This is a genomic window from Steroidobacter sp. (assembly GCF_036402275.1).
Taxonomy (GTDB): domain Bacteria; phylum Pseudomonadota; class Gammaproteobacteria; order Steroidobacterales; family Steroidobacteraceae; genus Steroidobacter.
This window is the reverse complement of the sequence record NZ_DASWTF010000027.1, coordinates 102,374-114,942: the sequence shown is the minus strand read 5'-3', so window position 1 is coordinate 114,942 and position 12,569 is coordinate 102,374. Positions and strand designations below refer to the sequence as shown.

14 protein-coding genes, 1 tRNA gene, 1 other RNA gene and 1 pseudogene are annotated in these 12,569 nt (G+C 62.0%); 8 read left to right on the top strand and 9 right to left on the bottom strand.

Features of this window, described 5'->3' with window-relative positions:
* Window positions 1-30: 30 nt before the first annotated feature.
* From VGD45_RS12660 to VGD45_RS12645, 4 genes are read right to left on the bottom strand one after another with little or no spacing between them, the layout of a single operon-like run.
* Complete coding sequence (locus VGD45_RS12660) at window positions 31-1,281, bottom strand: UbiH/UbiF/VisC/COQ6 family ubiquinone biosynthesis hydroxylase (RefSeq protein ID WP_331155670.1); 1,251 nt, start codon at window positions 1,279-1,281, stop codon at window positions 31-33.
* Window positions 1,278-2,546, bottom strand: coding sequence for a 2-octaprenyl-6-methoxyphenyl hydroxylase (gene ubiH / locus VGD45_RS12655; protein ID WP_331155669.1), 1,269 nt, complete (start codon window positions 2,544-2,546; stop codon window positions 1,278-1,280). The genes VGD45_RS12660 and ubiH overlap by 4 nt, the downstream gene beginning before the upstream one ends.
* A complete protein-coding gene (gene pepP, locus VGD45_RS12650; RefSeq protein ID WP_331155668.1) occupies window positions 2,543-3,847 on the bottom strand; it encodes a Xaa-Pro aminopeptidase in 1,305 nt (434 codons plus the stop codon). Before pepP ends, ubiH begins: the two co-directional genes overlap by 4 nt.
* Before the next feature lie 23 nt (window positions 3,848-3,870).
* Window positions 3,871-4,488: a UPF0149 family protein gene (locus VGD45_RS12645; RefSeq protein WP_331155667.1), complete on the bottom strand. Its 618-nt coding sequence runs from the start codon at window positions 4,486-4,488 to the stop codon at window positions 3,871-3,873.
* A 195-nt stretch (window positions 4,489-4,683) separates the two neighbouring features.
* Here VGD45_RS12645 and VGD45_RS12640 point away from each other — a divergent pair, with 195 nt between their 5' ends.
* The 6 genes from VGD45_RS12640 to rpiA all read left to right on the top strand — a co-directional run bounded on the left by VGD45_RS12640 (window position 4,684) and on the right by rpiA (window position 7,588).
* Window positions 4,684-4,917 (top strand): TIGR02449 family protein, encoded by a 234-nt coding sequence (locus VGD45_RS12640; RefSeq protein ID WP_331155666.1) that lies wholly within the window; start codon window positions 4,684-4,686, stop codon window positions 4,915-4,917.
* On the top strand, window positions 4,914-5,225 hold the full coding sequence (locus VGD45_RS12635; protein ID WP_331155665.1) for a cell division protein ZapA: 312 nt from the start codon (window positions 4,914-4,916) through the stop codon (window positions 5,223-5,225). The genes VGD45_RS12640 and VGD45_RS12635 overlap by 4 nt, the downstream gene beginning before the upstream one ends.
* Before the next feature lie 105 nt (window positions 5,226-5,330).
* Window positions 5,331-5,517, top strand: a non-coding RNA gene (ssrS, locus tag VGD45_RS12630) — 6S RNA.
* Window positions 5,518-5,536: 19 nt separating this feature from the next.
* Window positions 5,537-6,166: a 5-formyltetrahydrofolate cyclo-ligase gene (locus tag VGD45_RS12625; RefSeq protein WP_331155664.1), complete on the top strand. Its 630-nt coding sequence runs from the start codon at window positions 5,537-5,539 to the stop codon at window positions 6,164-6,166.
* Window positions 6,163-6,624: an EVE domain-containing protein gene (locus VGD45_RS12620; protein ID WP_331155663.1), complete on the top strand. Its 462-nt coding sequence runs from the start codon at window positions 6,163-6,165 to the stop codon at window positions 6,622-6,624. The genes VGD45_RS12625 and VGD45_RS12620 overlap by 4 nt, the downstream gene beginning before the upstream one ends.
* Before the next feature lie 310 nt (window positions 6,625-6,934).
* Entirely contained in the window at window positions 6,935-7,588 is a 654-nt protein-coding gene (gene rpiA, locus VGD45_RS12615) for a ribose-5-phosphate isomerase RpiA (protein WP_331155662.1), read from the top strand.
* On the opposite strand, the gene VGD45_RS12610 is transcribed toward rpiA, so the two are convergent.
* The 4 genes from VGD45_RS12610 to rplM all read right to left on the bottom strand — a co-directional run bounded on the left by VGD45_RS12610 (window position 7,551) and on the right by rplM (window position 9,997).
* Window positions 7,551-8,609: a quinone-dependent dihydroorotate dehydrogenase gene (locus tag VGD45_RS12610; RefSeq protein ID WP_331155661.1), complete on the bottom strand. Its 1,059-nt coding sequence runs from the start codon at window positions 8,607-8,609 to the stop codon at window positions 7,551-7,553. The genes rpiA and VGD45_RS12610 overlap by 38 nt on opposite strands.
* A gap of 462 nt (window positions 8,610-9,071) precedes the next feature.
* Window positions 9,072-9,145 (bottom strand) — tRNA-Gln (locus VGD45_RS12605).
* A 9-nt stretch (window positions 9,146-9,154) separates the two neighbouring features.
* Complete coding sequence (rpsI, locus tag VGD45_RS12600; protein ID WP_331155660.1) at window positions 9,155-9,547, bottom strand: 30S ribosomal protein S9; 393 nt, start codon at window positions 9,545-9,547, stop codon at window positions 9,155-9,157.
* Window positions 9,548-9,568: 21 nt separating this feature from the next.
* Window positions 9,569-9,997, bottom strand: coding sequence for a 50S ribosomal protein L13 (rplM, locus tag VGD45_RS12595; protein ID WP_331155659.1), 429 nt, complete (start codon window positions 9,995-9,997; stop codon window positions 9,569-9,571).
* A gap of 164 nt (window positions 9,998-10,161) precedes the next feature.
* Here rplM and coq7 point away from each other — a divergent pair, with 164 nt between their 5' ends.
* Together coq7 and crp are read left to right on the top strand one after the other, a co-directional pair.
* Window positions 10,162-10,857, top strand: a complete 696-nt coding sequence (gene coq7 / locus VGD45_RS12590; protein ID WP_331155658.1) for a 2-polyprenyl-3-methyl-6-methoxy-1,4-benzoquinone monooxygenase — start codon at window positions 10,162-10,164, stop codon at window positions 10,855-10,857.
* Between the two features lie 185 nt (window positions 10,858-11,042).
* A pseudogene (gene crp / locus VGD45_RS12585) lies at window positions 11,043-11,678 on the top strand (cAMP-activated global transcriptional regulator CRP); the annotation flags it as partial.
* A gap of 213 nt (window positions 11,679-11,891) precedes the next feature.
* On the opposite strand, the gene rpe reads toward crp, so the two are convergent.
* Window positions 11,892-12,563: a ribulose-phosphate 3-epimerase gene (gene rpe, locus VGD45_RS12580; RefSeq protein ID WP_331155657.1), complete on the bottom strand. Its 672-nt coding sequence runs from the start codon at window positions 12,561-12,563 to the stop codon at window positions 11,892-11,894.
* Window positions 12,564-12,569: the final 6 nt, after the last annotated feature.

The following is a 12,569-nucleotide window of genomic DNA, read 5'->3' as shown; positions in this document are numbered from 1 at the left end:
CCCTGCCTTTACGATGATGTGTCCGACAGCTCAGCGATGTGTTCGCACTAACGATGGGGCGTCGCCGCCGATCCCCAGTGCGCGTCCCATCAGGAAACGCTTGGCGAGCATACTGCCGTCCATGATGTTCAGTCCGGTCCGGCGCGCCCAGCCGAGTGTAATGGCGCGGCTGCCGAACAGCTTGTTCAAGCCATCGACCAGTCCCAACGCCACGGCATTCTCACTCTTGCGCCAACGCTCATAGCGACGCAGGACACGCCGTTCGCCCAGCGCCGTGGGTGACAAACCAGCATCCAACTCCTCGGCCAGCACTTCCACCAACGCCGCGCTGTCCAGGAATCCGAGATTCACTCCCTGCCCTGCCAACGGATGGATGGCGTGAGCAGCATCGCCCACCAGGACGAAACGCTCGCGGCAATAATCTTTGGCGTGCGTCAGCCGTAATGGAAACTGCCCGCGGGGCCCGGCCAGCTCGACCAAACCCAACGTGCAGTCGAGGGCGAGCGTCAATTCCTTCGCAACCTGCTCGGGGGCATCGGCGACGAGACGCTCGGCATGCTCCGGCGTGGTCGTCCAAACGATGGAGCTGCGTCCGTCCGCGAGCGGCAGATAGGCGATCGGCCCATCGGGAAGGAATCTCTGCCACGCGGTCCGCTCATGGGGGTGCTGGGTGCGAACGTGAGTGACGAAGGCGCGCTGCTCGTAATCCCAACCGGTGGTCTCGATGCCGGCGAGCTTGCGGCTCAAGGAGCTCGATCCATCCGATCCAACGATCAACGCCGCCTCGATGCGGCGGCCGTCGCTCAGCACCGCCGTGGCGTGATCGTCTTCGAATTCGAGCCCGGCCAACTCACCTCGCAACAGCGTCACACGATTGCGAAAAGCGGGGCTGTCGTAGATCGACCAGAGCACCCGACGGTTCTCGACGATATATCCCAGGTTGGGCTCGCCCGACTCGCTGGCCGAAAAATGAATGGAGCCGGAGCCGCGAGGTTTGCCTTCGGCGTCCCACACGATCATGTCGTCATACGCACTGACATGCCGACCCGGCAGCAGTTGCCAGGCGCCGATCTCTCTCAACACGCGCTCGGAGGCGCGCGAGATCGCGGACACACGCAAGTCGACTTCGTCGCCCGACTCGGGCGGCGGCATCGTCGGCGGCTGCGCTTCGAGCACGGCGATGCGCAGATCGGCGAAGTGACGATTGCTGGCGGCCAGGGCGGCGAAACAGGCGCCGACCATGCCGCCACCGATGACCAGGATGTGAAAGCCTGTCTTCATGTGATTAACGACGCACCGCGAGCCAGGCGTGGCACTCGACCTGCCGCGCCTAACGACAACTGCGCCAACGCGTCCTTGGCCCCCGGCATGAGATCGAACGCCAACATGCCCACATCACGTAGCAGCTTGATGGGACCGAGCCGTTGCGAGAACACCCGCACCAGCCCGTCGGTGAAGCGAACGATGTTGCTTCTATCGGCGGCCCGCCATTCGCGATACCGCTGCAGCCACATGCCGTCGCCGGCATCAAAGTCCGCACCACCTGAAGCGCGACCGTCCGCAAGCACTTCCGCGAGGCTCACAGCATCGCGCAGACCGAGATTGAATCCCTGCCCGGCGATCGGATGCAACGTCTGAGCAGCGTTGCCGACGATCGCCAGACGCTCGGCCACATATTCGTCCGAACGCGTCAACGACAGCGGATACAACTGCCGGCTGCCCACGCGAGTGAAACGTCCGAGGCGGAAGCCGAACTCGCTTTGCAGACGCGCCAGGAAGTCGGCATCGCTCAGATCCGTCATTTCTTTGGCGGTGTCAGGGCGAAAGGTCCAGATCAGGCCCATCCGACCTTCCGTCAGCGGCAGCAGCGCCAACGGGCCCGACGGCGTGAACCGCTCATAAGCAACGTGATTGTGAAAGTGTTGCGAGAGGACGTTGCTGACCAGCGCGACCTGCTCGTAATCCCACGTGCTCGCGCCGATGCCCGCCGATTGCCGCAAGGTGGAACGAGCACCGTCGGCCGCGACCGCAAGCTTCGCCTGCACGACGCGCGTCGTACCGTCGCCGAGGACGCATTCCACGCGCTGCTCATGCTGTTGTAATTGCATCGATTGCACCTTGGCGGGTGCAATCACGGCGATTGACGGCTCGGCGCTCAGTCTTCGCCACAGAGCCGCGCCCATCGCTCGATTGACGACCACGAAGCCGAGCTCGTTCAGCCCCTGCTCCTTGGCGTCGATGCGAGTAAAGCCGAAGCGGCCTTGATCGGAGACGTGAATGCGGCGGATCGCGGTGGCCTCGCGCTCGATCAGCGGCCACACGCCCAGACCTTCGAAAACGCGCCGGCTGCCATTCGACAGCGCCGTGCTCCGATCGTCGAAACTCGGCTGGTCGGCGGCGCCGAAGGGAGCCGCTTCGATCAATGCAATCCGCAGGCGCAGTTGAGCGAGCGCCAGCGCCAGGCTCGCGCCCACCAGTCCGCCACCCGCGATAGCGACATCGACTACGAGAGGTTCCGCGCTCGAAGTGGGGTCCGGATCGCTCATGAGTTCATCAGTTTTTCGATGCCGTCGGCATCCTTCACCAGCGCCGCGGTGAGCACTTCGTTGCCGTCCTTGGTGACGACCACGTCGTCTTCGATGCGCACGCCGATGTTCCACCAGCGCTTGGGCACGCCCTTGCTGCCCGCGGGAATATATATACCGGGCTCCACCGTCATGGCCATGCCCGGCTCGAGCACGCGCCATTGGTCGCCGATCTTGTAGTCGCCGACATCGTGCACATCCATGCCCAGCCAGTGGCCGGTCCGGTGCATGTAGAAGCGACGATATTCTCCATCCTTGATCAGATTGGCGACCTTGCCCTTGAGCAGGCCGAGCTTGACCAGGCCCTGGGTGATCACCTTCACGGCCGCTTCGTGAGGATCGTTCCAGTGATTGCCCGGCTTGGTCTTTTCGATGGCCGCATGCTGAGCCTCCAATACGACCTCATACACGGCGCGCTGCTCGGGGGAGAAACGGCCGCCGACCGGGAAAGTGCGGGTGATGTCCGATGCGTACAACTCATATTCGCAACCGGCGTCGATCAGCAGCAGATCGCCGTCGCGCAGCTCTTCGGAGTTCTCGTGATAGTGCAGGATGCAGGTGTTGGGGCCGCTACCGACGATGGGGTGGTAGGAGATATCTGCATCGTTCATGCGGAACTCGTGCAGCAGCTCGGCCATCACCTGGTATTCCTTGCGGCCCGGCTTGGTGAACTGCATGGCTCGCTTGTGAGCCGACACCGCGATCCGCGCCGACTCGCGCATCGCTTCGAGCTCCGGACGCGTTTTGAACAGCCGCATGTCGTGCAGGAGATGATCGAGCGCGACGAACTCCTGCGGCGGATGAATACCGGTGCGCGCCTGAGTCTTGAGCGAGTTGACCCAGCCGATCACGCGCTGATCGAATTCCTGATGCAAGCCCATCGTGTAATACACGCGTGAGCAGTGTTCCATCAGTCCCGGAAGGATGTCGTCGATGTCGTTGATAGGAAACGCATCGTCGGCGCCGTAATCGCGTACCGCGCCTTCCGGCCCGGCGCGATGGCCATCCCAAGTTTCGCGCGCCGGATCGCGCTCGCGCGTGAACAGCACATACTCGGCGGCGGCGCGTCCCGGTATCAGCACGGCGACCGATTCAGGCTCGGCGAAGCCGGTGAGATAGAAAAAATCGCTATCGGGCCGATAGTGATAGCTGACGTCGCTGTTGCGCGTCTTTTCCGGAACGGCGGGCAGGATGGCGATGGCGCCGCGGCCCATCATTTTCATGAGTTGCCGGCGCCGGCGGGCAAATTCGTCTTTGCGCATTGGTGACGCTGATCGCTCGAGTATCAATGCAGGGTAGTGGGATCGAGATCCTGGTCGTCGTCGAGATCGGCGGCGGAAGCGGATTCCTCTCCCGTCTCGATGCGGTGGGCAGCAGCCGGGATCAGCTCGTCGTGAATGAGCTGCACGCCCACGCGCACGTATTCGACCACTTCGGCATAGGCTTCTTCTTCGCTCTCGTTACCGTCGCCTTCGAGCTCGACGCTGGCGCGGCCGATGTGGGTCAGGTCGTTGAGAATTTCGTTCACGTTGCCGGGCAGCTCCTGCTCCTTGGGCGGCTGGCCGGTGCCGAAGCCATACAAAAAGCCCTGGCACCACTGCGACAGACCGCCGGCGCGCGTGGCCAGCGAAATATCGTCGTCCGGCAGCAGCACCTCGAATTCCATGTCTTCGCCGCGCAACGAGTTGAGCGTGTCGGCATACAACAGACGCAGCGCCTGCTGGCTGTCGTCGTCGTTGCGACGATCTTCGTCGGGAATGATTTCTTCCAGCCAGCGGTCCATCGAATAATGGGGCGAGGTGCACAGCGCGCCGACCAGACAACCGTGGGCTTCCGCCGCCGGCACCGACGATCCGAGCCCTTCCAGGACACGCACGACTTCTGCGAATGTGACTTGCAGCATCGCCAATATCTTAGCACTGCTTAAAACTCGGGATCGGGCATCCTGCCACGACCCTCGTGCGAGACGACAAAAGGCGTGACTTTTGTCGCTCGCCGCCGCCTGCGGCGGCGGGGTACATCCATGTACCCGGGGCGGTACTCTCATTCGCGACTTGGTGGTTTGACCAGGTGGGGGTGCGGACGCATAATCGCCCGCATGAATCCCACCCCCTCCAGAGCGAGTGTCGATCAGGAGCTGAAGCAGCTCGAACGACGCGTGGAAGAGCTGGTGGCGCTGGCGACGCAGCTTCAGGAAGAAAACCGCGCCTTGCGTCAGCGACAGGATTCGATGATGACGGAACGCGCCACCCTGCTGCAGAAGAATGAGCAGGTCCGCGCGCGCGTCGAAGCGATGATCGGCCGTTTGAAGGCGATGGAGCACAACGCATGAGCGACCGCTTGGTCCGTGTCAGTGTGCGCATCCTGGAAAAGGAGTACCAGGTCGCCTGTCTGCCCGAAGAGCGCTCGGAGCTGCTCGACTCGGCGGAATTTCTCAACGGCAAGATGCGCGACATCCGCGACGCCGGCAATATCGTCGGTCTGGACCGGATCGCGGTGATGGCGGCGCTCAACCTGGCGCACGAGCTGTTGAAGCGCAATCGGAACGACGCCATCGAGAGCGAAGTCAGCGAGCGCGTACGCCAGATGCGCGAGCGCGTGGAATCGGCGTTGAGCCGAGGCCAGCAATTGCCTCTCTGAGATTGCATCAGGGCATTGAAGCTGGGAAATTCACCCAGAGATCGGGTGAACTTGGGACTGCGGATGCGCGTTACCGACGCAGACTCAGAATTGGTTTTGTTATGGCGCTGCCTGCGGTGTTCGACATGTGTCGGGTTACCTCTCGACCCTAACGTTAATACCCCAGGGATTCGGTTCAGTAGCAGCGGTGTGCAAGTCCGTCTCGAACGGAAAGCCTTAGCTGCTACGGCTGCGTCCCACCTATTGCTCCGTGTCGAGAGCAATGGCTCATGACGGCACAGGCGGGTAGCGCCTCCTCTCCTTCCTCGCAGTTGCTGGATCGCCAGCAGCTGCGGCGTCAGATGCGGCAGCAACGCCGCCAGCTCTCCGCCACTGCACGCGCCGATGCTCATCGGCAATTCGCTCGCATCCTCGGCCGCACTCCGCTGCTGCAAGCAGGGCGACGCGTCGCGGTGTACTTCGCCTATGGTCACGAAGCCGACCTGCGGGATGTGATCGAGGTCGCAGCTCGGCGTCGCTGCCGGCTCTACCTACCCGTCATCACCAGCTTTCGTCACAGCCGTATGCGCTTCGTGCGCTATCGCGCCGATAGCGTCATGCGCGTAAACCGGTACGGCATCGCCGAACCTGATCCTCGTCATGCCGACGTCAGCCCCGTTCGCCGTCTCGATCTGGTGTTGCTGCCGTTGGTGGCGGTGGACGAGCGCGGCTGGCGACTCGGCAGCGGCGCCGGTTTCTACGATCGCAGCCTGCATCACCTGCGCGAAGGACGCCGCTGGCGTCGACCCAAGCTCATCGGCGTGAGCTACGACTGCCAGCGCATCGCTCGTCTGCAACCCGATCGCTGGGACGTGCCGCTCGACGGACTGCTGACTGAACGCGGCCTGCGATACTTCGCGCGACACTCGACCGTCGCACTGTCTTTTACGGAGTCGTCATGAACTATTGGTTGATGAAGTCCGAACCTTCGACGTTCGGCATCGATGACCTCGCGCGCGCCAAGAACAGCACCACGAGCTGGGACGGCGTGCGTAATTTCCAGGCGCGCAACTATCTGCGCGAGATGAAGCAGGGCGATCTGGTGTTCTTCTATCACTCCAGCTGCGATATCCCTGGAATCGCCGGCGTTGCCGCCGTACAACGCGAGGCCTATCCCGACCCCACGCAGTTCGACAAGAAGCACGATCACTACGATGCGGACAGCGATCCCGACGAGCCGCGTTGGTACATGGTCGATGTGAAGCTCGTCAGAAAGTTCGACAGGGTGATCCCGCTCGAGGAGTTGCGTAAGCACGCCGCCGGCAAGCTCAAGGACATGATCGTGCTCAAACGCGGCAATCGACTGTCGATCACACCGGTGACGAAGAGCGAATGGAGCTTCATCGAGTCGCTCGAATGAGCGTCGCAGTGCTCATCGACGAGGGCTCGCGATGAGAACCGGCACAACAAAATCGCACGCACCTCTTGCTTGCCATTTTTAATTTATGTATATACTGCGCCCGGACTAACTCGACATGGAGATCTAGTATCATGGCAACGAAAGCAAAGAAGTCTGCGAAGAAGAAAGGCGGCAAGAAGAAGGCTGCCAAGAAGAAGTAAGTTCTTCTGAGTAGATGATGATGAAGACTGTGCCCGCGAAAGCGGGCACAGTCGTTTCCGGAGCTAGGAAAATAGCCCTTTTCTCGCATCACACGCCTGAGCCCCACACCATGAACGCCGATCAACTGAAGCAGCAAGCCGCCCTCGCCGCCCTCGCCCACGTCGAGGAGGACTCCATCCTCGGCATCGGAACCGGGTCCACGGTCGATCGCTTCATCGATGCGTTGGCTGCGCAAAAGGTGCGCATTCGAGGCGCGATCTCCAGTTCGGAGCGCTCGACGGCGCGTCTGAAGCGTCATGGCATCGACGTTCTCGACCTCAACACCGCCGGCGAGCTGGACCTGTACATAGACGGCGCCGACGAGTCGGATCGTCACCGACGCCTGATCAAGGGCGGTGGGGGTGCGCTGACCCGCGAAAAGATCGTCGCCGCCGCATCGCGGCGCTTCATCTGCATCGCCGACGAGTCCAAGCTGGTGAGCGTGCTCGGCAAATTCCCGCTGCCAGTGGAGGTGATTCCGATGGCGCGCTCGTATGTCGCCCGACAATTGGTTGCTTTAGGGGGACAACCGGTTTATCGCGAAGGCTTCGTCACCGACAACGGCAATCAAATCCTCGACGTGCACGGCTTGAGCATCGTCGATCCGGTGAAGATGGAGAGCGACATCAATCAGCTCGCCGGCGTGGTCACCGTTGGCTTGTTCGCACGGCGACCCGCCGATCTGCTCATCCTGGGTTCGCCGTCGGGCGTGCAGACGCTGTGAATGCGGACACCGCGGCACGGATCTCCGTGACCAGTCGGGGACCGCGATAGATGAGGCCGGTGTAGATCTGAATCAGATCTGCACCTGCCTGCAAGGCAGCAACCGCCGCCTCACCTGAATCGATTCCACCCGCCGCGATCAGCGGCGTCCCGCTCCCCAGATGCTCACGCAGAACGGGGATGGCCTTCAGCGCCAACGAACGAATCGGCGCGCCGCTCAATCCTCCCTGCTGTTCGCTGTTACGCACGCCCTTCACCGCATCGCGCGTGATGGTGGTGTTGGTCGCGATCATTCCATCGATACGCAACTCGCGAACCAGTCGCGCGATGGCGGCGAGATCTTCGCTCGCCAGATCGGGCGACACCTTCACCAGTATCGGCAGCGACTTGCCCGAGCTTGAGATCAGTTGCACGCGAGCTTCGAGCAGCGCATCGAGAATGGGACGCAGCTGATCGACCTGTTGCAGCTGACGAAGGTTGGCCGTGTTCGGTGACGATACGTTCACCGCTACATAGTCGGCGTGAGGCGCGACCACACGAAAACATTCGACGTAATTTCGCGCGGCATCTTCCAGCGGAGTCACGGCGTTCTTGCCGATGTTGATGCCACACACACCTTTGAACTTGCGACGCGCGAGTCGCTCGGCAATCGCTTCGGCGCCTTCATTCGGAAAGCCCATGCGATTGATCAACGCATTCGCTTCCGGAAGTCGAAACAGCCGAGGCATTGCGTTACCTGTTTGTGCCTGCGCCGTCACCGTACCCGCTTCGATGAATCCAAAACCCAATGCACCGAGCGCGTCGATGTGCTTCGCGTTTTTATCGAGCCCGGCCGCGAGCCCGACGCGATTCGGAAATCGCAAACCCATGAGCGTCACACCGTCTTCCGGTCGTGACTCGTGCTTGCCGAGCAAGCCCAACGAGTGCGCCATCTCCAGCATGTCGAATGTCACGGCATGCGCGCGCTCTCCATCCATCGAAAACAGCAGCGGACGGATCAGCGGGTACAAGGAGTCGATCATGTCGTAGTCGCTTCTTCGAAGTGCGCGCGTTGCAGGGAAGGGGATTATCGCTGCTTCGTGGCGAAGACGCCGCAGAAGAGGCGGCGGTGGTTCGTCTGGAAGAGAGGCGTCGGTGGTTCCATTTCGAGCAAGCAGCGAACTAAATTTTTTTGGCAGCAGCTGCGTAAACCACTAGACGCCGAGGCATACCGCTCCGAAGAGCTCGGCTGCTACAGCGAAAGCTGGAGGCAGCGCCTGGGGGAGGTATGTTCTCCCGGCAATTGGGATCAACATGGACGTTGACCCAATAGCGCTACATGGACGTACAAGCAGGCGACACGCGACAGCGTGGCGAGGCGGGTGCAGCGGTGCCGGGAGGACATACCTCCCCCAGGCGCTGCCAGCCACCGAGGCCCTCTTCGAAACACCAGTGAAAGCGGACCGCCAAAAACAAACAGGCCCGCCGAAGGCGGGCCTGTGGGTTGGTTGGGGGACTAGGATTCGAACCTAGGTTGACGGAGTCAGAGTCCGTAGTCCTACCGCTAGACGATCCCCCAGAAGCAGGATTAGCGCTTCGAGAACTGCGTACCGCGACGCGCCTTCCGGAAGCCGACCTTCTTACGCTCGACTTCGCGGGCGTCACGGGTCACGTAGCCCGCGTCGCGCAGCGTCTTGCGCAAGGTCTCGTCGTACTCGATCAACGCACGGGTCAGACCGTGGCGGATGGCGCCGGCCTGGCCGGTGATGCCGCCGCCCTTGACCGTCACTTCGACGTCGAAGCTGCTGTCCAGGTTCACGGCTTCCAGCGGCTGACGCACGATCATGCGCGCGGTCTTACGGCCGAAGAACTCGTCGAGAGTACGGTCGTTGACGCGGATGTTGCCGGAGCCCTTGCGCAGGAACACCCGGGCGGTGGAGGTCTTGCGACGGCCGGTGCCGTAGTTGGTCGAGATGGCCATGTCTGAATACGTACCTATGAATTAGATCTCGAGCGCCTTGGGCTGCTGCGCCGTGTGCGGGTGCTTGTCGCCCGAGAACACATGCAGCTTCTTGAACATCTTGCGACCGAGCGGGTTCTTCGGGAGCATGCCCTTGACCGCGAACTCGATGGCGCGCTCGGGGTGCTTGTCGAGCAGCTTTTCCAGGCTGGTGCTCTTCAAGTTACCCATGTAGCCGGTGTGGTGATGGTAGAACTTGTCCGTCAGCTTGCGGCCCGTGACCCGGATCTTGCCCGCGTTGACGATCACGATGTGGTCGCCCGTGTCGCAGTTCGGGGTGTAAGCCGCCTTGTGCTTGCCGCGCAGACGCGAAGCGACCTGCGAGGCCAGACGGCCCAGGGTCTTGCCCGTCGCGTCGATCACGTACCAGTCACGACGGACCGTTTGCGCATTGGCGAAGACGGTACTCATTGAAATCTCCGGGAAAACTAGCGCGCCCCTGCCAGCCAGGGGGCGAAAAGGCCGGCAAGTCTAATGGACGAGACGAGCCATTGCAAACGCAGTAAGCGTCGGATTTTGGGGGAGTTGGCGCCGGGCCGGTCCCGCCGCCCACGACATATATAATGAATCCCGCCATGACGACCCATACCTCGACCCCTTCCGGCCCGGTTCCGGACGAAGGCGGCGGCCGCCGCTACACCCTCCTCGACCGCCTGCTGACGCCCGCCGACCAGACTCTGCGCACCCTGTTCGCGAGCCATGTCGCGGCCCGGCCGAACCCGGCCGAGAACCTGCCCGAAACGCCCGAAATCGCCGATAGCCCCGCCGCTCGCAAGCATGCCGCCGCGCTCATGCGGATCAATCACTCCGGGGAAATCGCCGCTCAGGCGCTCTACCAAGGCCAGGCGTTCGTTTCGCGAACCGCTGCAACCAGGGCTTCACTGATGGAAGCGGCGCGCGAAGAGACCGACCATCTGGCCTGGTGTGCCGACCGTATCCATGAATTGGGAGGCCGGACCAGTGTGCTCAATCCGCTGTGGTATGCCGGTTCTTTCAGCATCGGCGCCCTCGCCGGCCTGGCAGGCGATCGCATCAGTCTGGGCTTCGTGGCCGAAACCGAGCGCCAGGTGGTCGAGCATCTCGACGGACACTTGCAACGGCTGCCGGCGGACGACCAGCGTACACGGGCGATCATCCAGCAGATGAGCGCCGACGAAGAGCGTCATGGTCGCAACGCCATTCAGGCAGGCGGGCGCGAGTTACCGAGACCGGTGCGAGCTTTGATGAAGCTCACCGCCAAAGTGATGACGCGAACTGCGTATTGGCTGTGAGTAGTGTCCCCAGTGCTGAACGAGCATGGGGTACACCGTCAAATAGTCGACGTAAAGTTTTGCCGTGTAAGGAAAAGCTTGCGATGTTGGGTCATACTGTATTAAAAGGCGCGGCAAGACATATTGTCGTCAAGTCATCCACCTAGAGTCATTTAGTTACAAGCACAAGGCGCATAGGGGCGGGTATGGAAGAGGGCGCAAGGCCATTGAGCGACATTCCGGCGATCAACCGGTTTTTGAGTTATTGCCGGATTCGCACGGTGCCCTCGAAGACCGTGGTCATCCATGCCGGCGACCTGCCCGATGTGCTTTATTACATCGTGAGCGGCTCGGTCGAAGTGATGATCGAGGACGAGGAAGGCAACGAGATGGTGCTCGCCTACCTCAACAAAGGTCAGTTCTTCGGCGAGATGGGCCTGTTCTACGAACAGCCCACGCGTAGCGCCTGGGTGCGCACGCGCCAGCAGTGCGAGCTCGCTGAAATGACTTATCCCCGCTTCCGCCAGCTCGCGGCCGAAAGCCCGGGCCTGGTGTTCGAGCTGGCCACTCAGCTCGCGACTCGTCTGGATCGCACCAACCGCAAGCTCGGCGACCTGGCCTTCGTCGATGTGACCGGTCGCGTCGCGCACGCCATCATGGACCTGTGCAGCGAGCCGGATGCGATGACTCATCCGGAAGGCATGCAGATCAAAGTGAGCCGCCAGGAGCTGTCGCGTCTGGTGGGCTGCTCGCGTGAGATGGCGGGCCGCGTGTTGAAGGTGCTGGAAGACCAGGGCCTGCTGCGCGCCACTGGCAAGACCATCGTCGTGTTCGGCGCGCGTCCGAAGATGAAGACCAAGCCGCCGCTGGCTGCCGCCGCGGGGCGCGCTGGCGCCGCCACCGCCGCGTCGTCACCTAACAATCGTCGCGATGATGACGACGACGATGATGATGACGACGACTTCGACGACGAGGACGAGGAATAAATAAACCAGAGGCCGCGCAAGCGGCCTCTGTGTTTTCAGGGGTTCACTTGGTCGCCTTGGCGAGCATAATTATTTGATCGCTTGCGCGATCTTGGAACGCATATCGGCGATCGTCTTCTTGTAGTCCTTCGAACCGAAGATCGCCGAGCCCGCGACGAAGGTATCGGCGCCTGCCGCGGCGATCTCGCCGATGTTATCGACCTTCACTCCCCCGTCGATCTGCAGGCGAATGTCACGACCGCTCGCCGCAATCATTTCTCGCGTCTTTCTCAGTTTGGCCAACGCGGAGGGAATGAACTTCTGACCGCCGAAGCCCGGGTTCACCGACATCAGCAGGATCATGTCGACCTTGTCGAGCACGTAATCGAGCACGTTCAGCGGCGTCGCCGGATTGAGCACGATGCCGGGACGGCAGCCATGTTCGCGGATCAAACCTATGGTGCGATCGACGTGCTCGGTCGCTTCGGGATGAAAGCTGATCCAGGTCGCGCCGGCAGCGGCGAAATCCGGAACGATGCGATCCACCGGCTTCACCATCAAATGCACATCGATGGGCGCCGTGACGCCGTGCTTGCGCAGCGCCTCGCATACCAGCGGCCCGATCGTGAGATTGGGCACATAGTGATTGTCCATCACGTCGAAATGAATCGTGTCGGCGCCGGCGTCGAGCACCGCTTTCACTTCTTCACCCAGACGGGCGAAATCGGCGGAAAGTATCGAAGGAGCAATCCAGGGTTGCATGGGAGG